Annotated in this window: 19 protein-coding genes and 1 riboswitch; of the genes, 8 read left to right on the top strand and 11 right to left on the bottom strand. The window is 67.2% G+C overall.

Going from position 1 to position 21,344, the window contains the following annotated elements; genetic code table 11:
- The first annotated feature begins 10 nt into the window (after positions 1–10).
- Positions 11–1,318 carry a short-chain fatty acid transporter gene (locus ACN5KJ_RS06275; protein WP_418592692.1) on the top strand — a complete coding sequence of 436 codons (1,308 nt, stop codon included), beginning with the start codon at positions 11–13 and terminating at the stop codon, positions 1,316–1,318.
- Between the two features lie 267 nt (positions 1,319–1,585).
- On the opposite strand, the gene ACN5KJ_RS06270 is transcribed toward ACN5KJ_RS06275, so the two are convergent.
- The 3 genes from ACN5KJ_RS06270 to puuE are packed head-to-tail and all read right to left on the bottom strand — an operon-like array spanning position 1,586 to position 4,957.
- Complete coding sequence (locus ACN5KJ_RS06270) at positions 1,586–3,010, bottom strand: uracil-xanthine permease family protein (RefSeq protein ID WP_418592691.1); 1,425 nt, start codon at positions 3,008–3,010, stop codon at positions 1,586–1,588.
- Between the two features lie 52 nt (positions 3,011–3,062).
- Positions 3,063–3,548 (bottom strand): ureidoglycolate lyase, encoded by a 486-nt coding sequence (locus ACN5KJ_RS06265; RefSeq protein WP_418592689.1) that lies wholly within the window; start codon positions 3,546–3,548, stop codon positions 3,063–3,065.
- Positions 3,545–4,957 carry an allantoinase PuuE gene (puuE, locus tag ACN5KJ_RS06260; RefSeq protein WP_418592687.1) on the bottom strand — a complete coding sequence of 471 codons (1,413 nt, stop codon included), beginning with the start codon at positions 4,955–4,957 and terminating at the stop codon, positions 3,545–3,547. Before puuE ends, ACN5KJ_RS06265 begins: the two co-directional genes overlap by 4 nt.
- A gap of 145 nt (positions 4,958–5,102) precedes the next feature.
- Here puuE and uraH point away from each other — a divergent pair, with 145 nt between their 5' ends.
- On the top strand, positions 5,103–5,459 hold the full coding sequence (gene uraH / locus ACN5KJ_RS06255) for a hydroxyisourate hydrolase (protein WP_347166382.1): 357 nt from the start codon (positions 5,103–5,105) through the stop codon (positions 5,457–5,459).
- Positions 5,460–5,549: 90 nt separating this feature from the next.
- On the opposite strand, the gene ACN5KJ_RS06250 is transcribed toward uraH, so the two are convergent.
- Positions 5,550–6,461, bottom strand: a complete 912-nt coding sequence (locus ACN5KJ_RS06250) for a LysR family transcriptional regulator (protein ID WP_418592685.1) — start codon at positions 6,459–6,461, stop codon at positions 5,550–5,552.
- A 190-nt stretch (positions 6,462–6,651) separates the two neighbouring features.
- On the opposite strand from ACN5KJ_RS06250, the gene ACN5KJ_RS06245 reads away from it, so the two are divergent.
- Complete coding sequence (locus tag ACN5KJ_RS06245) at positions 6,652–7,890, top strand: urate hydroxylase PuuD (RefSeq protein ID WP_418592683.1); 1,239 nt, start codon at positions 6,652–6,654, stop codon at positions 7,888–7,890.
- A 107-nt stretch (positions 7,891–7,997) separates the two neighbouring features.
- Here the strand turns inward: ACN5KJ_RS06245 and gcvP are convergent, their stop codons facing one another.
- From gcvP to ACN5KJ_RS06225, 4 genes are all read right to left on the bottom strand, one after another.
- On the bottom strand, positions 7,998–10,844 hold the full coding sequence (gcvP, locus tag ACN5KJ_RS06240) for an aminomethyl-transferring glycine dehydrogenase (RefSeq protein WP_418592682.1): 2,847 nt from the start codon (positions 10,842–10,844) through the stop codon (positions 7,998–8,000).
- Positions 10,845–11,001: 157 nt separating this feature from the next.
- Positions 11,002–11,361 (bottom strand): glycine cleavage system protein GcvH, encoded by a 360-nt coding sequence (gene gcvH, locus ACN5KJ_RS06235; protein ID WP_347166378.1) that lies wholly within the window; start codon positions 11,359–11,361, stop codon positions 11,002–11,004.
- Between the two features lie 16 nt (positions 11,362–11,377).
- Complete coding sequence (gene gcvT / locus ACN5KJ_RS06230; RefSeq protein WP_418592681.1) at positions 11,378–12,502, bottom strand: glycine cleavage system aminomethyltransferase GcvT; 1,125 nt, start codon at positions 12,500–12,502, stop codon at positions 11,378–11,380.
- Between the two features lie 143 nt (positions 12,503–12,645).
- A riboswitch (glycine riboswitch) is annotated at positions 12,646–12,732 on the bottom strand.
- A gap of 8 nt (positions 12,733–12,740) precedes the next feature.
- Complete coding sequence (locus tag ACN5KJ_RS06225) at positions 12,741–13,232, bottom strand: RrF2 family transcriptional regulator (RefSeq protein ID WP_418592680.1); 492 nt, start codon at positions 13,230–13,232, stop codon at positions 12,741–12,743.
- 74 nt (positions 13,233–13,306) lie between these two features.
- Here ACN5KJ_RS06225 and ACN5KJ_RS06220 point away from each other — a divergent pair, with 74 nt between their 5' ends.
- Positions 13,307–13,894: a gamma-glutamylcyclotransferase family protein gene (locus tag ACN5KJ_RS06220; RefSeq protein ID WP_418592678.1), complete on the top strand. Its 588-nt coding sequence runs from the start codon at positions 13,307–13,309 to the stop codon at positions 13,892–13,894.
- An 80-nt stretch (positions 13,895–13,974) separates the two neighbouring features.
- On the opposite strand, the gene gltX is transcribed toward ACN5KJ_RS06220, so the two are convergent.
- Positions 13,975–15,294: a glutamate--tRNA ligase gene (gene gltX, locus ACN5KJ_RS06215; protein ID WP_418592677.1), complete on the bottom strand. Its 1,320-nt coding sequence runs from the start codon at positions 15,292–15,294 to the stop codon at positions 13,975–13,977.
- A gap of 111 nt (positions 15,295–15,405) precedes the next feature.
- On the opposite strand from gltX, the gene ACN5KJ_RS06210 reads away from it, so the two are divergent.
- Entirely contained in the window at positions 15,406–16,347 is a 942-nt protein-coding gene (locus ACN5KJ_RS06210; protein ID WP_418592676.1) for a 1-phosphofructokinase family hexose kinase, read from the top strand.
- Entirely contained in the window at positions 16,347–16,877 is a 531-nt protein-coding gene (gene thpR / locus ACN5KJ_RS06205) for an RNA 2',3'-cyclic phosphodiesterase (RefSeq protein WP_418592674.1), read from the top strand. The genes ACN5KJ_RS06210 and thpR overlap by 1 nt, the downstream gene beginning before the upstream one ends.
- A 135-nt stretch (positions 16,878–17,012) precedes the next feature.
- Here the strand turns inward: thpR and ACN5KJ_RS06200 are convergent, their stop codons facing one another.
- Both ACN5KJ_RS06200 and ACN5KJ_RS06195 read right to left on the bottom strand, forming a co-directional pair.
- Positions 17,013–17,567, bottom strand: coding sequence for an ActR/PrrA/RegA family redox response regulator transcription factor (locus ACN5KJ_RS06200; RefSeq protein ID WP_206562864.1), 555 nt, complete (start codon positions 17,565–17,567; stop codon positions 17,013–17,015).
- 83 nt (positions 17,568–17,650) lie between these two features.
- On the bottom strand, positions 17,651–18,262 hold the full coding sequence (locus tag ACN5KJ_RS06195; RefSeq protein WP_347166372.1) for an SCO family protein: 612 nt from the start codon (positions 18,260–18,262) through the stop codon (positions 17,651–17,653).
- 78 nt (positions 18,263–18,340) lie between these two features.
- Between ACN5KJ_RS06195 and regB the strand changes: the two genes are divergently transcribed.
- The gene (gene regB, locus ACN5KJ_RS06190; protein WP_418592672.1) at positions 18,341–19,732 is read left to right on the top strand and encodes a sensor histidine kinase RegB; all 1,392 of its coding nucleotides are present in this window, start codon (positions 18,341–18,343) and stop codon (positions 19,730–19,732) included.
- A gap of 82 nt (positions 19,733–19,814) precedes the next feature.
- A complete protein-coding gene (locus ACN5KJ_RS06185; protein WP_418592670.1) occupies positions 19,815–21,335 on the top strand; it encodes a PAS-domain containing protein in 1,521 nt (506 codons plus the stop codon).
- Positions 21,336–21,344: the final 9 nt, after the last annotated feature.

Genomic DNA, 21,344 nt, shown 5'->3' with positions numbered 1-21,344 from the left:
GGAGCACAGCATGCTCGGCTTCCTCTCGCGCCCGATGGTGCGCATCGTTGACCGCTACCTCCCCGATCCCTTTGTCTTCGTGCTGATCCTGACCCTTGTCGCCGGGATCGCGGCGGCGCTGACGCAGGACGCGGGTCCGCTGGAAATCGTGACCTTCTGGGGCGATGGCTTCTGGTCGCTGCTGACCTTCTCGATGCAGATGCTTCTGGTGCTGGTGACCGGCTACCTGATGGCCTCGACGCCGCTGGTGCGGCGCGGCCTTGCGGCGCTGGCGGGCCTTGCCAGCAGCGCCGGGGGCGCCATCGTGCTGGTCAGCCTTGTGTCGCTTGCCGCGTCGTGGATCAACTGGGGCTTCGGCCTTGTGGTCGGCGCGCTCTTTGCCAAGGAACTCGCGCGCATCGTCAAGGTGGATTACCGCCTGCTCGTCGCCTCGGCCTATTCCGGGTTCATCGTCTGGCACGGCGGTCTGGCCGGGTCCATTCCGCTGTCGATCGCGACCGAGGGCCATCCCTTCGCCGAAATCACCGGCGTCGTGCCGACCTCCGAGACCATCTTCAGCGTATACAACCTGTGTATCGTCGTGGCGCTGTTCATCGCGGTGCCGCTGGTCAACCGCGCGATGATGCCCTCTGAGAAAGAGTCCGTCTATGTCGATCCCGCATTGCTGACCGACGACCCCTACACCCGGCCCGACAGCCCCACCCCGGCAGATCGGCTGGAAAACAGCCTTGCGCTGTCGGTTCTGGTCGGCGCCGCCGGTGTGGCCTGGCTGATCCAGTATTTCGCCACCGGCGGCGGGCTGTCGCTGAACGTCATCAACTTCCTGTTCCTGACGCTGGCGATCCTGCTGCACGGCACGCCGAAGAACCTGCTGAACGCGCTCAGCGACGCGGTGAAGGGCGGCGCGGGCATCGTGATCCAGTTCCCCTTCTACGCGGGCATCATGGCGATCATGGTGCAGTCCGGCCTTGCCGCCAGCATCTCTGAAGGGCTGGTCGGCCTTGCCTCGGCCAGCACCCTGCCCTTCTGGTCCTTCCTCTCGGCGGGGATCGTGAACTTCTTCGTGCCCTCGGGCGGCGGGCAATGGGCGGTTCAGGCGCCGGTCATCCTTCCGGCGGCAGAGGCCCTTGGCGCCGATCTGGCGCGCACCTCGATGGCCGTGGCCTGGGGCGACGCCTGGACCAACATGGTGCAGCCCTTCTGGGCGCTGCCGATCCTCGGCATCGCCGGGCTGCGGGCCAAGGACATCATGGGGTTCTGCGTCGTGCACCTGATCCTGTCGGGCATCATCATCGCGGTCGGCCTGACCTTCCTCTAGGTCCCGCAGCGGCCATCACCGGCAAGACCACGAAAGGCCGGGTGCAGCGATGCACCCGGCCTTTTTCCATGGCGCGGTACTCTGCGCGGCGCCCCAAGCCCCTGCCTGCCGAGGCCAGCGACAGGCGCCTGCGGGTCGGGCCGGGCGGGCGGCGGCGCAGCCGGTCGCGGAACCCGGGCCAAGGTCACGCGTGGCACAAAAAAGGCCCCGCGATCACGCGGGGCCGAAGCAAGGCGGGTTGCCCCCCGGCGCCGGGGGGCGTGCCTCTCAGACGTGGTCGTCCTTGGCGTAAGAGCCCTGTCCGTGGCCCGCCATGCCGCCCGAGACCTCTTCGGTGGCCTCGTCCGCCAGCTCTTCCGGCAGGACGAGGTTCAGCACGATGGCGATGACCGCCGCGGGCAGGATGCCGCTTGTCGCCAGAACCTGCATCGTGCCGGGCAGGTACTGCAGCGCGTCCGGTTCCAGTTGCAGGCCCAGACCCAGCGACAGGGCGATGGCGAAGATCACCATGTTGCGGCGGTTCCAGTGCACGTCCGACAGCATCGAGACGCCCGCCGCGACCACCATGCCGAACATCACGATCACGCCGCCGCCCAGAACCTCGATCGGCACCGAAGAGATGATTGCGCCGATCTTGGGCACCAGGCCGCAGAGGATCAGGAAGATGCCGCCGATGGTGACAACCGTGCGGCTCATGACGCCGGTCATGGCGATCAGGCCGACGTTCTGGCTGAACGAGGTGTTGGGCAGTGCCCCGAAGAGACCCGAGATCGCCGTGCCGATCCCGTCGGCGAAGGTCGCGCCCTGGATCTCGTGGTCGGTGGCCTCGCGGCCCGCGCCGCCCTTGGTGATGCCGCTGACATCCCCCACGGTTTCGACCGCCGAGACGAAGCTCATGAGGCAGAAACCGACGACGGCGGCGACCGAGAACTCCAGCCCGAAGTGCAGCGGGTTGGGCAGGGCGAAGGGCGCGGCGGTGCCGACATTGCCAAGGTTCACCTGCCCCAGCGCAAAGGCCAGAACGTAGCCCACCAGAAGACCGATGAGCACCGCAGAGACCGACAGCATGCCTCGGGCGTAGAACTTCAGCCCCAGCGTCACGACGATCACCGTGCCCGCCATGAACCAGTTCAGGCCCGACCCGTATTCCGGCGTGCCGATGGCGGGCACACCCCCGGCGGCGTATTGGACACCCACCTTGACCAGCGCGAGGCCGATCATCGTCACCACCAGGCCGGTCACCAGCGGCGGCAGGGCAAAGCGGATCTTGCCGATGAATAAGCCGAGGACGGCGTGGAACAACCCGCCCACGAAGACCCCGCCCATCAGCACCGCGATGGCGTCGACCCCCTTGCCCGAGACCAGCGGGATCATGATCGGGATAAAGGCAAAGCTGGTGCCCTGCACGATGGGCAGGCGCGCGCCGACCGGGCCGAAGCCGATGGTCTGGAACAGCGTGGCGATGCCCGCAAAGAACATCGACATCTGGATCATGTAGATCATTTGCGGAAAGTCGGGAGAGTTCGAGCCAAAGCCGAAACCCGCCGCCCCGCAGACGATGATCGCGGGCGTCACGTTCGAGACGAACATGGCCAGGACGTGCTGGATGCCCAGCGGCACCGCCTTGATCATCGGCGGCGTGTAATTCGGATCCCTTAGCTGCTCGGGTGTTCCGATGGATGTGTCTGCCATTCTTGTCGTCTCCCTCTGGATGTGGGTGCCGGCTCCTCCTCCGGCTGCCCATTCAGTCTTCTACGATGTAAGCGTCCTCGAAGCGGTGCTCCTGCAGGTTCTCCCCCCCGCCGATCCGGTCGACCACGGCAAAGAGGCCGGAACCGGAGAGCGGGGTCAAAACCCCGTGCCACGTGTTGCGATGGAAATTGATCCCCTGCCCGGGCGCGGTGCGGAAGGCGAGCGGCGTGCCCGGTTTTCCGGCATCGTCGGGCGCGACGACGACCAGAAAGCCGTCCATCGACATCGGCAGGAAAGCCTGCGACCCCAGCGGGTGCCGCTCCATCAGCTTCAGCGTGACGGGCAGGCTGCACAGCTCTGACCTGAACAGGCTGATGCCCGCCCGGCCCGCTTCGGTAAAATCCAGCGTGGCGCGGTCGTGGTAGCGCCCGCAGAGGCCCTGATTGATCAGCTTGTCGGGCGCGCCCGCGGTGTCGAGGATCTCGCCGAAAGGGGCGAAGGCCTCGGGCGTCAGCGGTTGTATACGGATTGTACTCATGCGCCCAGCTTCTCGATCAGGCGCAATTCGGCGATGCGTTCGACCTGTCGGCAGGCCTCGGCGAATTCGGTCGCGCGGTCGTTGCCGATGCGGCGGTGGAAGGCCTCAAGGATCGAGGCCTTGGTGTTGTCCTTCACCGCGATGATGAAGGGGAAACCGTGGCGCTCGACATAGTCGGCGTTGAGCTTCTGGAAGGTCTCGCGTTCCGCGTCGGTCAGCAAGTCCAGCCCCGCGCCCGCCTGTTCGGCGGTGGATTCGGCGGTCAGCCGCCCGGCGGCGGCAAGCTTGCCCGCAAGGTCCGGGTGCGCAGTCAGCACGCCCAGCCGCTGCTCCTCCGTGGCCGAACGGAAGACCCGGGCAAGTGCATTGTGCACCCCCGCCGCGCTGTCGCTGTAGGTGCCCAGTTCCAGCGCATGCGCGCCCTCGGCGATCCAAGGGCTGTGCTCGAAGATGCCGCCGAACTGCGCCACGAAGGTCTCGCGGTCCATCTGCGAGGGGGTCACGCCGGTGGGCGCCGGATGTTCGGCGGCCCAGTGGTCGGCGATCTGTTCGCGCGTGGCGAACCAGACGCCCTCGTGGCCCTGCATGTATTCCATGACACGGCGAAGCGCCGCCATCCGGCTGGGGCGCCCGATCAGGCGGCAGTGCAGACCGATCGACATCATCTTGGGCGCGCCCGCCTGCCCCTCGGCGTAAAGCACGTCAAAGGCATCGCGGACCATGGCCTCGAAATCGGCGCCCTGCGTGTAGCCCGCCTGGATCGCGAAGCGCATGTCGTTGCAATCCATCGTGTAGGGCACGATCAGCTGGTCCTTGCCGCCCGCGCGGGTCCAGTAGGGCAGGTCGTCGGAATAGCTGTCGGCGATATAGGCAAGCTCAGCCTCTTCCGCCGCCAGAGGGATCGTGTTCATCGAACAGCGCCCGGTGTACCAGCCGCGCGGCGGCGTGCCCGTAACCTCGGTGTGCAGGCGGATCGCCTCGCGGATCTGCGCGCGTTCCTCTTCGGCGGGCATGTCTTTGTGTTCGACCCATTTCAGGCCGTGGCTGGCGATCTCCCAGCCCGCATCCTTCATCGCCTTCACCTGCTCGGGCGCGCGGGCCAGCGCGGTGGCGACGCCATAGACGGTGATGGGCGTATCCTTCAGCAGGTCATGCACGCGCCAGAACCCGGCGCGGCTGCCGTATTCATAGATCGTTTCCATGTTCCAGTGCCGCTGCCCCGGCCAGGGCGCGGCGCCGGTGATCTCGGACAGGAACCCTTCGGACGCGGCATCCCCGTGCAGGATGTTGTTTTCACCGCCCTCTTCGTAGTTCAGCACGATCTGCACGGCGATCTTCGCGCCGCCGGGCCAGTTCGCCTGCGGGATGCGGGGGCCATAGCCCGCCATGTCTCTGGGATAACGCTGCACGTCTGTACCTCCGATTTCCTTACGTCATAATCCAAGAAATTGCCGCTCATTATCAAAAAATATGCGAAGGAGCCTCAAACCACGGCATCTTTGCCCGGGGCGGCGCGACGGGTATGACGGGACAAACCTTGCAGGAGATCGAGACATGAGCGGATATCTGACGACACACGTCCTTGATACGGCGCGCGGCTGCCCTGCGGAAGGCATCCGGATCGTGTTGTATCGCCTCGCGGGCGACACGCGCGAGAAACTGGCAGAGACGGTGACGAATGACGACGGGCGGACCGATGCGCCGATCCTGCCGGCGGAGCGCTTTGCCACCGGGACCTACGAGCTGGTGTTCTTCGCGGGCGACTACCTGCGCGCGACGGGTCAGGCCGAGGGCGATGTGCTGTTTCTCGACGAGGTGCCGATCCGGTTCGGCATGGCGGATGCCGCGGCGCATTACCATGTGCCGCTGCTGCTGTCGGCCTACGGGATGAGCACCTACCGGGGCAGCTGAGCGGTCAGCGCCGTCCGGGCTGCGCTTGTTGCCAGTTTCGCAACCGCTTTCGCCGGTCGGCCCTATCCGGTGGCCAGAACCCGGGCCGCCCTACCCGGCCGGCTGAAAGACCGCGCCGATCCGGTCGATCATGTATTCCATGAAGATCCGGGTCTTGGGATCCTGCCGCCGCCGGTGCGTGAACAGGCAGGCCATCTGGATCGCCTCGGGCGGGGTCTTTTCCGCCACCGGCACCAGCGCGCCGGATTTCAGATGCTCGGCCACCTCGAAGACCGGCTTCAGCACGATGCCGTGCCCCCCCAGCGCCCAGTCGGTCAGCACGTCGCCGTCGTCCGATTCATAGCGCCCCGCCACGGCGAAGCGGCGTGGCCCCTCGGGCGTCTCCAGCCGCCACTGGAACTCTGCCGCGCCGGGGAAGCGCAGGTTGATGCACTCGTGCTTCTCCGCCAGCAGCGCATCGCCATCGGCGGGCATCCCGCGCCGCGTGATATAGTCCGGCGAGGCACAGAGAACCCGGGGCACGTCGGCGATCTTGCGGATGCGCAGGTTGCTGTCCTCGGGCTGGCCAAGGAAGAAGGCAAGGTCCAGCCCCTCGGTCGTCAGGTCCACCTTGCGGTCGGTCAGGCGCAGCCGCACCGAAACCTCGGGGTATTCCGCCAGGAACCCCGGCACCTGCGGCGCGATCAGCCGCCGCCCCACGCCCAGCGGCGCCGCCACGTAGAGCGCACCCTTCAGGTTCTCGGTCACGTTGACGATCTGCGCCTCGGCGCTGTCCACCGCCTCCAGGATCTCTGTCGCGCCGCGATAGAAGCTCTTGCCGTGTTCCGTCGGCGTCAGGCTGCGGGTGGTGCGCTGGAACAGCCGCACGCCAAGATGCTCTTCCAGCTGAGAGATCCGCGAAGAGGTCACCGCCGAGGAAATGCGAAGATCGCGCCCCGCCGCCGACATGCTGCCCAATTCGTAGACACGGACGAAGGTGCGGATATTGTCGAAGTAGGACATGGCTCTGGTTCCGGTTTCATGATCGGCACAGACGGTCCCGCGACCGAAACGAAGGCAGCCGACATGGGAACCCGAACAATCCGACCCTGCATTCTTCGGTTTTTTTTGATGCTGCTTGGTCTTTCCTGCAAATAGCAGAGAAAATTTCGTTCCGCTACTGTCGCGACACTCATCGACCCCGGAGGACACCATGTACGACTTCGCCATCATCTGGGACTGGATCGCCTTCAGCGTCCGCTGGCTGCATGTCATCACCGCGATGGCCTGGATCGGCGCGTCCTTCTACTTCATCGCGCTCGACCTGATGCTGAAACCCAACGGCGACCTGCCCGAAGGCGCCTATGGCGAGGAATGGGAGGTCCACGGCGGCGGCTTCTACCACACGGTCAAGTACCTCGTGGCGCCCGCGTCGATGCCCGAGCACCTGACATGGCACAAGTGGCAAAGCTACGCGACATGGCTGTCCGGCGCGGCGCTTCTGATGATCATCTACTGGGTCGGCGGAGAGCTTTTCCTGCTGGACCCGACCAAGGCCGACCTGGCCCTGTGGCAGGGCATCCTGCTTTCGGGCGGTTCGCTGACCATCGGCTGGCTGGCCTATGACGCCATGTGCAAGTCCAAGCTGGCGGACACCCCGACGCTGCTGATGCTGCTGCTGTTTGTGATCCTCGTGGTCATGTCCTGGGGCTATCACCAGATCTTCACCGGGCGCGCGGCCCTGCTGCACCTCGGTGCCTTCACCGCGACGATCATGACCGGCAACGTCTTCTTCCAGATCATGCCGAACCAGCGCATTGTCGTGGCCGACCTGAAGGCCGGGCGCACGCCGGATGCCAAATACGGCAAGATCGCGAAGGTGCGCTCGACTCACAACAACTACCTGACGCTGCCGGTGGTCTTCCTGATGCTGGCGAACCACTACCCGCTGGCCTTCGGCACGCAGTATGCCTGGATCATCGCGGCGCTGATCTTCCTGACCGGGGTCACGATCCGGCACTACTTCAACACCATGCACAAGACCGGCAAGGGCCCGCACTGGACCTGGCCGGTGACGGTGGTGATCATGGTGCTGATCGCCTGGCTGTCGACGCAGTCCGGCATGGATAGCTACGAGGAAAGCGAGGCCCGCGCCCTGACCCCCTACGAGGAGAAATTCGCCTCTGCCGAGAGTTTCGAGGATGCCTATTTCACCGTGGTCGGCAATTGTTCCATGTGCCACGGACGCGAACCCTCGTGGGAGGGGATGCACTGGCCGCCCAAGGGCGTGGTTCTGGAAACAGAGGCCGACGTGGCGCGCCACGCGGACCAGATCTACCTGCAGGCGGGGCGCTCACATGCCATGCCACCGCCCAACGCGATCCAGATGACGCCCGAGGCGCGGCAGCAGATCGTGACCTGGTATCGCTCGGTCACGGCCGGCGAAAGCTGACCGCGCCCCGGCGGGACGTCTACAGGCTGCTTTGATCCACCGCTGATTTCAGCCGCCGCAGCGGGGTCGGCGGGGAAATGCGGGGCCTTCACGGCCCCGCACAGCGTTTACTCGGCTGCCTCGGCATAGTCCGACATCGGCGGACAGGTGCAGACAAGGTTCCGGTCGCCAAAGACGTTGTCGACACGGTTCACCGGCGGCCAGTACTTGTCGACCCGGAAGGCGCCCGGCGGGAAACAGCCCTGCTCGCGCGAATAAGGCCGATCCCATTCCTTCACGAGGTCTTCCATCGTGTGCGGCGCCAGCTTCAGCGGGTTCTTCTCGGCGTCGATCTTGCCGTCCTCGATGGCGCGGATCTCCTCGCGGATCGCCAGCATGGCATCGCAGAAGCGGTCGAGTTCGGCCTTGGTCTCGGACTCGGTCGGTTCGACCATCAGCGTGCCCGCCACCGGCCAGCTCATCGTCGGCGCATGGAAGCCGCAATCGACCAGCCGCTTGGCGATGTCCTCGACCGTGACGCCCGCCGATTTCTCGAAGGGCCGGGTGTCGAGGATGCATTCATGCGCCACGCGCCCCTTGCCGCCGCGGTAAAGCACGTCATAGGCGCCCTCCAGCCGCTTCGCGATGTAATTGGCGTTCAGGATCGCCACGCGGGTCGCCTGCGTCAGCCCCTCGCCGCCCATCATCAGGATATAGGCCCAGGAGATCGGCAGCAGCGAGGGCGAGCCGAAGGCCGACGCCGAAACCGGCCCGACCTTGCCCGACAGCGGGTCGCCGGGCAGATGCGGGGCAAGGTGTTCCTTCACGCCGATGGGGCCCATGCCGGGACCGCCACCGCCATGCGGAATGCAGAAGGTCTTGTGCAGGTTCAGGTGGCTGACGTCGCCGCCCAGATCGCCGGGCCGCGACAGACCCACCATGGCGTTCATGTTGGCCCCGTCGATATAGACCTGCCCGCCGTGTTCGTGGGTGATCGCGCAGACCTCCTTCACCGTCTCCTCGAAGACCCCGTGGGTCGAGGGATAGGTGATCATGCAGGCGGCCAGCGCGTCCGAATGCTTCGCGGCCTTGGCGCGGAAGTCATCCAGATCGATGCTGCCCTGCGCGTCGCATTTCACCGCCACCACCTTCCAGCCGACCATCTGGGCCGAGGCCGGGTTGGTGCCATGGGCGTTGGTCGGGATCAGGCAGACATTGCGCTGCCCCTCGCCGCGCGCCGCCTGCCAGTCGCGGATCGTCAGCAGGCCCGCGTATTCCCCCTGCGCGCCGGAATTCGGCTGCATGGAAAAGGCGTCGTAGCCGGTGATCGTGCACAGCTTGGCCGAGAGGTCGTGGATCATCTCGGCATAGCCCGCCGCCTGATCCTTGGGCGCATAGGGGTGGATCTTGGAAAACTCATCCCAGGACACCGGCATCATCTCGGCGGCAGAGTTCAGCTTCATCGTGCAGGACCCCAGCGGGATCATGGCACGGTCCAGCGCAAGGTCGCGGTCCGCGAGACGGCGCATGTAGCGCATCATCTCGGTCTCGGCCCGGTTCATGTGGAAGACGTCGTGCTGCAGATAGTCCGTCTGCCGCACCAGCCCTTCGGGCAGGCGATAGCCCGCGTCGAAATCCTCATCCTTGCGGACCAGGCCGAAGGCACGCCAGACCGCCTCGATGGTGGCGGGGCGGGTGCGCTCGTCCAGCGTGATGCCCACCCTGGTCTTGCCGACACGGCGCAGGTTCAGCCCCTGCTGCACGGCGGCCTGCAGGACGCCGCGCTGCAACAGGCCCACGTCCACGGTGATGGTGTCGAAGAAATGCTTCGGCTCGACGGCAAAGCCCGCCGCCTCCAGCCCGTTGGCCAGCCGCACGGTCTTGCGGTGGATGCGCTGAGCGATGGCGCGCAGCCCCTTGGGCCCGTGGAAGACGGCGTAGAACCCCGCCATGACCGCCAGCAGCGCCTGCGCGGTGCAGACGTTCGAGGTGGCCTTCTCGCGCCGGATGTGCTGCTCGCGCGTTTGCAGCGCCAGCCGGTAGGCCTTGTTGCCGTGGCTGTCGATCGAGACACCCACGATCCGCCCCGGCATGGCGCGCTTGCAGTCCTCGCGGCAGGCCATGTAGGCGGCATGCGGGCCGCCATAGCCCAGCGGCACGCCAAAGCGCTGGGTCGACCCCACGGCAATGTCGGCCCCCATGGCCGCAGGCTCCTTCAGCAGACACAGCGCCATCGGATCGGCGGAAACGATCCCCACGGCGCCCGCCGCGTGCAGGGCCTCCATCTGCGCCGTCAGGTCGCGCACATGGCCGAAGGTGCCGGGATACTGGAAGATCGCGCCAAAGACGGACGCGGCGTCCAGCGCCTCGGGATCGCCCACGACCACCTCGATGCCCAGGGGCTCGGCCCGCGTCTTCATCACGGCGATGTTCTGCGGGTGGCAGTTCTCGTCCACGAAGAAAGCCTTGGCCTTCGACTTCGCCACGCGCCCCGCCATGGTCATCGCCTCGGCGCAGGCCGTCGCCTCGTCCAGCAGCGAGGCATTCGCCACCTCCAGCCCTGTCAGGTCGCAGATCATGGTCTGGTAGTTCAGCAGGGCCTCCAGCCGCCCCTGCGATATCTCGGGCTGGTAGGGTGTATAGGCCGTGTACCAGGCCGGGTTCTCGAAGATATTGCGCAGGATCGCGGGCGGCGTGACCGTGCCGTGATAGCCCTGCCCGATCAGCGAGGTCATCACGGTGTTCTTGCCCGCCACCTGCTTCATCCGGTACAGCAATTCCCGCTCGGACAGCGGCTTGCCGAAATCCAGCGGCTCGGCCTGCCGGATCGCCGCCGGCACGGTCTCTTCGATCAGCGCGTCGAGGTCCGAGACCCCCAGCACCTCGAACATGCGCGCCATCTCTTCGGGCGAAGGCCCGATATGGCGGCGGTTGGCGAAATCATAGGGAAGATAGTCGATGGGATCATAGGTCATTGCACAGCCTCTCCATCCGGGGGACGAACCCCTGGCTTCTTCTTGGCAAAAATACCCTCCGCCGGAGGCTCCTGCCCTCTCAACCGCCACAAGCGGCAAGGCAGGGCGCGGGCCCCGGCAAAGGCCCCCGGGGCCGGGGTCGCCCCCGGCCGCGTCGTCAGGAGATGAACGCCTTGTAGGCCGCGTCGTCCATGTAATCGTCCATCTGCGCGGGATCGGCGGGCCGGATCTTGAAGAACCAGGCGTCGCCCTCGGGGTCCTCGTTGACCTTGCCCGGATCCGCGACGATGGCCTCGTTGACCTCGACGATCTCGCCGTCGATGGGCGCGAGGATGTCCGAGGCGGCCTTGACGCTCTCGATCACCACGACCTCGTCGTCCTTGCTGACCTCGGTGCCGGTCTCGGGCAGTTCGACAAAGACGACGTCCCCCAGCTGCTCCGCCGCATGTGCGGTAATGCCCACGACGACAAGGTCGCCCTCGGTTTCAAGCCATTCGTGCTCTTCGGTGAATTTCATACCGGTCTCCTGTCGTTCACCGTTTGAATCCCGCCGGGACGAAGGGCAGTTTCACCACCTCGACCGGCATTCTCTTGCCCCGGACCGCGCCGTAAAGCCGGGTGCCCGGCTCTGCCTTTGCGGTCGGGACGTATCCCATGGCCACCGGCCCACCCAGGGTGGGGCCGAAGCCGCCAGAGGTCACCCGGCCGATCTCGACCCCGCCCTCTGCGCTGTCGTAAAGCACGGTGCCCTCGCGCATCGGCGCCCGGCCCTCGGGCTTCAGCCCGACACGGCGGCGCGGCGCACCGCCGGACATCTGGCCAAGGATCACCTCTTCGCCGGGAAAGCCGCCCGCGCGGTCGCCCTCGATGCGGCGCACCTTCTGGATCGCCCAGGTCAGCCCCGCCTCGACAGGGGTTGTCCTGTCGTCGATGTCATGGCCGTAAAGGCACAGCCCCGCCTCCAGACGCAGGCTGTCGCGCGCGCCAAGGCCGATGGCCTCCACCCGCGCGTCCTCCAGCAGGGTCTTCGCCAGCGCCTCTGCCGCCGCATCCGGCACGGAGATCTCGAAGCCGTCCTCGCCGGTATACCCCGACCGCGAGACCCAGCACTCGGCCCCGTTCAGCGTCACGGTGGCCACATCCATGAAGGCCATCTCCGCCACCTCGGGCGCAAGCCCCGCCAGCACCGCCTCGGCCTGCGGGCCCTGCAATGCCAGCAGCGACCGGCCCTCGACCAGCTCGACCGTCACGCCACGCGGCTCCAGATGGGCGCGCATCCGCTCCAGGTCCGGCCCCTTGCGGGCGGCATTGACCACCACGAACAGGTGGTCGCCCCGGTTGGCGATCATCAGGTCGTCCTCGATCCCGCCGTCGCGGTTGGTGAAGAAGCCGTAGCGCTGCCGCCCCGCGCCGATGCCCGCGACATCCACCGGCACCAGCGTCTCCAGCGCCGCGGCCACGGCCTCGCCGCGCAGGATCACCTGCCCCATGTGGCTGACATCGAAGAGCCCTGCGGCAGAGCGCGTGTGCAGATGCTCCTGCATCACGCCAAGCTTGTACTGCACCGGCATCTCGTAGCCGGCAAAGGGCACCATCTTCGCGCCAAGCGCGTGATGCAGCCCGTTCAGTTCGGTCGTTTTCAGATCGTCGTCCGCCATGCGCCTTCCCGGTCCCCGAGCGCAGCGCGACGGGGCATCTCTGGCCCGGGACCATCCCAGACCGTCCATGCCCCCTCTGTCCCTTCGCCTGAGATCGTTATCCCTTCGGCGCCCCGGTCCTGCCGGGATCTCTCCAGAGTTCGTGAATCGCGACGGTCCATGGGGCCTGAGCGTTTCCGGGGCGGTTGCGCCTTCGGCACCGGCAAGGCCGGTTCTCCCGTCGTGATCGTTCCAGAGGCTAGTGCAGGTCACCGGCATTGACAAGGACACCCGCGCCGCTTTTCGCACGACACGGGCCCTTTGGGGCGAGAATGGTCATCAGGTCGGCATTGTCGCAGACCAGATCCTCCAGCGTGATCGGGTCGAGCGTGGCGTAGAAGGCCTGCGCCGCCTGCGCCAGCGCATCCCGCAACCGGCAGGCCCGGGTCAGCGGGCAGGTGTTGTCCACATCGGCAAAGCACTCGGCCAGCGGCACCGGCGCCTCGAGCGCCCGGAACACATCGCCGATGACGACCTCCCCCGCCGGCCGGGCCAGCGTCAGCCCGCCGTTGCGACCGCGCTGCGTGCTCAGGAAGCCCAGTTGCGCCAATTGGTTGATGACCTGCGCCAGGTGGTTTTCCGAGGCATTGCAGCGCCCGGCGATCTCGTGTTTCGTCACCAGCCGCCCGGGATTCCCGGCGCAGAACATCAGGACACGCATGGCGATATTGGTTCTCTTGGTGACGCGCACGTAGGACTCCTCCGGGACACAAATGGCGCAGGCACCCTACACCAGCCCGGCAAAGCCGCATTTGACTTGCATCAATGCACAGGGTTAGTGGCGGCACGAAACACGCCTATTTCTTCGGCTACGGCTCTCTCGTGAACCACGCCACTCATGGCTTCGCCCCGGTCCACAAGGCCAGCGCCCGCGGCTGGCGCCGGGCCTGGCGCGCGGTCCCCGACCGCGACCTCTGCTTCCTGACCGCCGTGCCCGATGCCTCCGCCCGCATCGACGGGCTCATCGCCCCGGTCCCGCCAGAGGGCTGGGCCACGCTCGACCTGCGCGAGGAAGCCTACCTGCGCCGCGACGGCACGGACCAGATCGACCACGCCAGCGAGGCCACCGAGATCGCGCTCTACGCCATCGCCGAGGACCGCAGCACCGATCCCGGCCCCGGCAACGGCATCCTGCTCAGCTACCTCGACGTCGTCATCCAGGGCTACCTGCACCATTTCGGCCCCGAGGGCGTGGCGCATTTCTTCGACAGCACAACCGGCTGGAACGCCCCGATCCACGACGACCGCGCCGCGCCGCTCTACCCGCGCGCGCAGATCCTCACGCCCGAGGAAACCGCCATTGTCGACCATCACCTGTCACGGCTTGGCACCCCGGCCCGCACATCCGGGTGAGCCCTGCGCTTCTTCTTGGTCCAAATACCCTCGGGGGGCGCGCGCAGCGCGCGGGGGGCAGAGCCCCCTTCCGCCGCGCCTCAGCCCGGCTTCTTCTGCAACAGCGGCATCACATCCGCCATCTCGGGCCCCTTGGCGCGGCCGGTGACCGCCTTGCGCAGCGGCATGAACAGCCCCTTGCCCTTGCGGCCCGTCGCCTCTTTCACCGCGGCGGTCCAGGTGCCCCAGGTCGCGGCGTCATAGGGCGGCTCGCCCAGCATCGCCAGCGCCTCGGCGACGAAATCGCGGTCCTCTTCGGCCACCATAGGCGCGGCGCCGTCGCGGAACAGCATCCACCAGTCGGCCATGTCCTTGCGGATGGTGATGTTCTCGCGCACCACCGACCAGAAGGCCCCGGCCCTGTCCTCGGGCACGCCCAGCGCGGCGATCTCTTCGGCCACCGCCTCCAGCGGCAGGCCGTGCAGCTTGCGCGCGGTCAGCGGGTACAGGTCCTGCACGTCGAACTTCGTCGGCGCCGATCCGAACTGCGACAGCTCGAAGCCCTCGGCGATCTCGTCCAGAGACATCCGCAGCTCGACCGGCTGGCTCGACCCCAGCCGCGCCATCAGCGACAAGAGCGCCTCGGGTTCGATCCCGCTTTCGCGCAGGTCGCGCAGCGACAGGGTGCCAAGGCGCTTGGACAGCGACTCGCCCTGCGCGCCGGTCAGCAGCGAATGGTGGGCGAAGGCGGGCGGCTCGCCGCCCAGCGCGCGGATCATCTGGATCTGCGTCGCGGTATTGGTCACGTGGTCGTTGCCGCGCACGACATGGGTGATGCCCATGTCGATGTCGTCGCAGACCGAGGCCAGCGTATACAGGAACTGCCCGTCGGCGCGGATCAGCACCGGGTCCGACAGGCTGGCCGCGTCGATCGACACCTCGCCGAGGATGCCGTCTTCCCAGGCAATCCGCTCCTGATCCAGCTTGAAGCGCCAGACACCCGGCCCCCGCTCGTCGCGCATCTTGGCCTTCTCGTCCTCGGACAGCGCCAGCGCGGCGCGGTCATAGACCGGCGGCTTGCCCATGTTCAGCTGCTTCTTGCGCTTCAGGTCCAGTTCCGTCGGCGTTTCCCAGGCCTCGTAGAAGCGGCCCATCTCGCGCAGCCGGTCGGCGGCCTCGTGGTAACGGTCCAGCCGCTGCGACTGCCGCTCGACCCGGTCCCAGGTCAGGCCCAGCCATTCCAGATCCTGCTTGATCGCGTCGACATAGGCCTCTTTCGAGCGCTCGGGATCGGTGTCGTCGATCCGCAGCACGAAGGTGCCGCCGGTCTTGCGGGCGATCAGATGGTTGAACAGCGCGGTCCGCAGGTTACCGACGTGGATGTAACCGGTGGGCGAGGGTGCAAAGCGGGTGACGGTCATGACAAGGGCCTCCTGACAGGGGGCGGTGTTTTCACATGGGCGGGGATTTGTCCAGATTCCGGTTTGCACCGGCGAGGCGGATGGCCTTTCCTGCGCCCGAAGGAGACCACGATGACAGAGATCCTCACCGTCACCCTGAACCCCGCGCTGGACCTCGCGACTTCGGCGCCCTTCGTGCGGCCCGGGCCGAAGCTGCGCTGCGCGCCGGAAACGGCGGAACCCGGCGGCGGTGGCGTCAACGTGGCCCGCGCCATCACCCAGCTTGGCGGGCAGGCCCGGGCACTGGTGGCTTTGGGCGGCCCGAACGGCGAGGCGCTGCGGGCGCTGTTGCAGGCGCAGGGCCTCGACCTGCTGGAGGTGCCCGCGCCCGGCCAGACCCGGCACAGCTTTTCCGTCACCGACGAGGGCACCGGCGAGCAGTACCGCTTTGTCCTGACCGGCCCGACATGGGGCGACGCCGACCTCGACGCGGTGCTCGACCGGATTGACGACAGCGCCGCCGGGGATGCCTTTGTCGTCCTGTCGGGGTCCATGCCGCAGGGGGCACAGCCCGGCTGGATCACCCGCGCCTGCAACCGTCTGGGGCAGCGGCGCGTGGTCGTCGACACCTCTGGCCCGCATCTTGCGGCGCAGGCGGTCGGCCCGCAGCCCGCGCCCTATGTGCTGCGCCTGGACAGCCACGAGGCGATGGAGCTGGCGGGTGACCCGCTGGCGACCCGCGAGGACAGCGCCCGCTTTGCCGAGACCCTGCGCCAGCGCGGTGCGGCGCGGATCGTCATCATCGCGCGCGGCAAGGACGGGTCGGTCATGGCGGATGGCGACGGGCTGTGGCGCGTCACGGCGGAGAACGAGACCGTGGTCAGCGCCATCGGCGCGGGCGACAGCTTTGTCGGGGCCTTCGTCATGACGCTGGCCGAGGGTCTCGGTGCCCCCGAGGCGCTGCGGCGCGGGGCCGCCGCCGCCTCTGCCGCCGTGCAAAGCGCGGGCACGCAGCTGTGCCTGCCCGACGACTACGCCCGGATGCTGGACCTGACGGAGCTGGACCGGCTCTGATGCGGCTTTTCCTTGCGCTGAGCCTGCCGGAAGAGGCGCTGGACCTGCTGTCGGACCTTCAGGACGGCATGCCGGAAGGCCGCGCCGTGGATCTGGACACGCTGCACCTGACGCTGGCTTTCCTTGGCGAGACCCCCGCCGAGGCGCTGCCCGAAATCGACACCGCGCTGCGCAGCATCCGCGCCCCGGCCATCGCGCTGCATTTTCACGGCGGCGCGGTCTTCGGGGGTCGGCTGAACCGCGTGGTCGCCGTACAGGCCGAGGGCGGCGCGGCGCTGACGGACCTGCACGACCGCATCCGCTCGCGCCTGCACGGCATCGGCATGGCCCTGCCCCGACGGCGTTTCCGCCCGCATGTGACCCTGCTGCGCACGCGCGACAAGCGGGCCGCCACGCTGGGCCTTGCGGCGATCCCGCCCGGGGCGCTGGGGCCCTTTGCCTGCGACAGTTTCGGCCTGTTTTCCTCGGTCCTGCACCCGGACGGCGCCCGGCACGAAGAGCGGGCCCGCTATCCGCTGACCGGCATTTGACCCGGCTTTGGGACACGGCGACCCGATCGGCGGAACGGCGCCCGGAGCACAGGGCGTCAGCGCCGGGCGCTGAAGGCTATCACCGAATGGAAAGGCCGCGCAGAGACCGCGCGCCTTGCCCTGTCGCTGCCGGGATCAGCGCGGCGAGCGTTTGGCGAGGATGCGTTGCAGCGTGCGCCGGTGCATGTTCAGCCGCCGCGCGGTTTCCGACACGTTGCGGTCGCACAGCTCGTAGACGCGCTGGATGTGTTCCCACCGCACGCGGTCGGCGCTCATGGGGTTTTCCGGCGGCGGAGGCAGGTCGTCGCCGCGCGCCAGCAGCGCATTGGTGATGTCGGTCGCATCGGCGGGTTTCGACAAGTAGTCGGTGGCACCGATCTTGACCGCGGCGACGGCGGTGGCAATGGCGCCGTAGCCGGTCAGCACGACGATCCGGCTGTCGGGCCGTTTCTCGCGCAGCACCTCGACCACGTCCAGCCCGTTGCCGTCTTCCAGCCGAAGGTCAACCACGGCATAGGCCGGGGGCCGGGCCGTGGCGATGGCCGTCCCGGCGGCAACCGATCCCGCCATCTCGACGTCGAAGCCGCGCTTTTCCATCGCCTTGGCGAGGCGTCTCAGGAACGGCTCGTCGTCGTCCACAAGAAGAAGGGACTTGTCCGGGCCAAGGTCGTCCTGATCGCGATCCGCCACTGATGGTCCTCCAACGTTTCCCAGCCCTGGGAGAAAGTCTTACCCGCGCCTCAACTTATGGTCAAACGCAACCTAAGTGCCTGTCAGGAAGCGTCAATGTAGCAGGCAACCGTATCGGCCATCTGCTCCGGCGTCGCCTCGCGCCGGAAGAAGTCGACAAAGCCCTCGTCGGGCAGGACGAGGTAGGTAAAGGTCATGTGGTCGACCAGATAGAACTCGTCGCCACTGTCCTGCGCCTTGTAGTAGGTGCGATAGGCGGCGGCGGCCGCCTTCACCTGCTCGGGCGAGCCGGTCAGGCCAATCGCCTTGTCGTGCAGGTTCGAGGCAAAGTCACCGACCGCCTCGGGCGTGTCGCGGGCCGGGTCGATGCTGATGAAGACCGGCGTCGCGCTGTAGCCGCGCTCTGCCAGCACATCCACCGCCTCGGCGTTGCGCGCCATGTCGAAGGGGCAGATGTCCGGGCAGAAGGTATAGCCGAAGTAGACCAGCGTCGGCTCCGTTATGACGTCGGTGTCGGTCACCGTCTCGCCCTGCGCGTTCAGCAGTTCGAAGGGGCCACCGATCTCGCCCGCCGCGGTGCCGTTGCGGCACTGGGCGAAGGCGTCCGATCCCGAGGACTGCATCGTGTAAAGCCAGCCGCCACCCACAAGGGCGACAACGGCGACGGAAGCGGCGATTGCGGCAAGACGCTGCATGACTCGGGCCTCTCAAGCGGTTACAGAGTGGGAGTTACAGGACCAAGCCGCAGGTGCAAGAGGGGCAAAAGGGCGCAGATGGCCGATACCGAACTGGGTTTGCTGGGCGCGCGCCAGCGCGGCAACTGGATTCGCCTGCGCACCATGATCCTTCTGCGCTGGTTCGCGGTGATCGGTCAATTATCCGCGATCGTGATCGCGCAGCGGCTCTACAACCTGCAACTGGAACTGGGGCTGTGCTACCTGGCCGTCGGGATCTCGGTGGTCGGCAACCTCGTCGCGATCTTCATCTTTCCGGAAAACAAGCGCCTGAGCGAGGGCGAGAACTTCCTGATGGTGATGTTCGACCTCTTGCAGCTGTGTTTCCTGCTGTTCCTGACCGGCGGGCTGCACAATCCCTTCTCGCTGCTGGTTCTGGGGCCGGTCACCGTCTCGGCGGCGGTGCTGTCGCTGCGCTCGACGGTGATCCTTGGCGCCACCGCGCTGTTCCTTGTCTCGGCCATGGTGGAATACCATATGCCGCTGCGCACGGACGAGGGCTTTGTCCTGCGGATACCGGATATCTTCGTTTACGGGCAATGGGTTGCCATCGTCATCGCGGTGGTCTTCATCTCTGTCTATTCGCGCCGGATCACCCGCGAGATGCATTCCATGTCCGATGCGCTGGCCGCGACGCAGATGGCGCTGGCCCGTGCGCAGAAGCTGAACGACCTCGGCGGCGTCGTCGCGGCGGCGGCCCATGAACTGGGCACGCCGCTGGCGACGATAAAGCTGACCTCGTCGGAACTGGCAGAAGAGCTGGAGGGCGACCAGCGCGAGGACGCGCTGCTGATCCGCGAACAGGCGGACCGCTGCCGCGACATCCTGCGCGGCATGGGACGGGCCGGAAAAGACGACCTGCACATGCGCCAGGCGCCGCTGATCGAGGTCATCCGCGAGGCCGCGGAACCGCATCAGGACCGCGGCAAGGAGATCGTCATCGAAAGCGGCCCCGGACCGGGCGGCGGCTACAACCAGCCGCTGATCCTGCGCCGCCCCGAGATCATCCACGGGCTGCGCAACCTCGTGCAGAACGCGGTGGACTTTGCCCGCACGACCGTCTGGATCGAAGCGATGTGGACCGACGACCTTGTCTCGATCCGCATCCTCGACGACGGGCGCGGCTTCCCGCCCCACCTGCTGGGCCGCATGGGCGATCCCTTCATGCGCCGCCGCCGGTCCGATGCCGACCGCAGGCAGCGCCCCGAATACGAGGGCATGGGCCTTGGCCTGTTCATCGCCAAGACCCTGCTGGAGCGCAGCGGCGCGGAACTGGGCTTTGCCAACGGGTCCGACCCCTTCTCGCCCATGCACAACGCCGGAGAGCGCCGTGGCGCCATCGTCGAGGTCGCCTGGCCCCGGTCGAAGGTCGTGGCGGAAAGCCATCCCCCCGGGAAACCTATGGGAGAGAATCGCCTTATAGAGATATAGTCCGACCAGGGAGACCTTAACGTCCTGTTAACCAAGGAATTCTACACAGGTTGGCGGGGGCGGTTGGGGAAGGAACCGGGATTTGGAGGATATACTCTTTCTGGCGATCGGTGCCGGGGTCGGCATTGCCGTTCTTCTGGCACTGGGTCTGTTGCTGGCGGTCGGCAGGCAGACGCGCGGGCGGCAGGCGCCCGACGCGGGCCGGCTGACCTCTGTCCTGCTGATGCGCAATGGCCGTGTCGTCGATCACAGCCCGGACCTCGTCACCCTGCTTGACCGTCCCGCATTGACCGGGCTGGACTGGGAGCCGCTGCGCGAGGCCTTCTCTGCCGGCTTTCCCGACCTGCCCGCACGGGCACCGGACAGCCACCGGGTCTGGCACTGCGCCCTGCTGGACGAATGCACCCTGACCGCAGAGCCGCTGGCCGACGGGCTGCGGCTGACGCTGTCCTGCCTGCCCGACGGCGCCGCCGCCGTCTTTCGCGCCGCCGCCCTGCTGCCGGAATTCGACCGGCTGTCCGACATTGCGCTGCGCGCGCCGGAACCGGTCTGGGAGATGGACGAGGACGGCGCCGTGATCTGGCACAACGAGGCCTACGCAGAGCTGTGCCGTGACGCCGGGCACGACCGCCCCGAGGTCTGCCCCTTCGCACTGCCGCTGCCAGAACATGGCACCGCCCGCAGCACCCGCGTCAGCCTGCGCAGGCAGGCCGGGACGCAGGTCAGCTGGTTCGAAATCTCGTCGCGGCCGATCTCTTGCGGCTGGATGCATTACGCCAAGAGCATCGACAGCCTCGTGAACGCCGAGATGGCGCAGCGCAACTTCGTGCAGACCCTGACGAAGACCTTCGCCCATCTGCCCATCGGGCTGGCCGTCTTCGACAGGGACCGCCAGCTGGTGCTGTTCAACCCGGCACTGCTGGACCTGACGCATCTGCCGGTGGATTTCCTGTCGGCCAAGCCCAACCTGCTGTCCTTCTTCGACCACATGCGCGAAAGCCGCATGATGCCCGAGCCGAAGAATTATACCAGCTGGCGGGGCAAGCTGTATGACGTGGTCTCTGCCGCGCGCGAAGACCGCTATTGCGAAACCTGGAACCTGCCGTCGGGGCTGACCTACAAGATCACCGGCCGCCCGCATCCCGACGGCGCCGTGGCCTTCCTGATCGAGGACATCAGCGCCGAGATCTCGCTGACCCGCCGCTTCCGGTCAGAGCTGGAGCTGACGCAATCGGTGCTCGACTGCTTTCCCGAAGGCGTGGCGGTCTTCTCGCGGCTGGGCGTCCTGACCTTCTCGAATGCGGCCTACCGCGCGCAATGGAAATGCGACCCCGACAGCGCCTTTGCCGAGGTCACCATCGTCGATGCGACGCGGGACTGGCAGGCAAAATGCCAGCCAAGCCCGATCTGGCAGGAGATCCGCGAGTTCGTGCTGGTGCTGCGCGACCGCAGCGCATGGGACAGCGATATCACCCTGACGGACGGCGACCGGCTGGTCTGCACGGTCGAACCGGTCGCGGCGGGGGCCACGATGGTCCGTTTCACCCATCCGGCCCGGCCCGCCGAGGCGCTGCCGCTGCTGCGGAGCAGCTCTGGCGGCTGACCGGACGAA

Source organism: Ponticoccus sp. (in: a-proteobacteria) (assembly GCF_048381735.1).
This window is presented reverse-complemented; position numbering and strand designations above follow the sequence as displayed.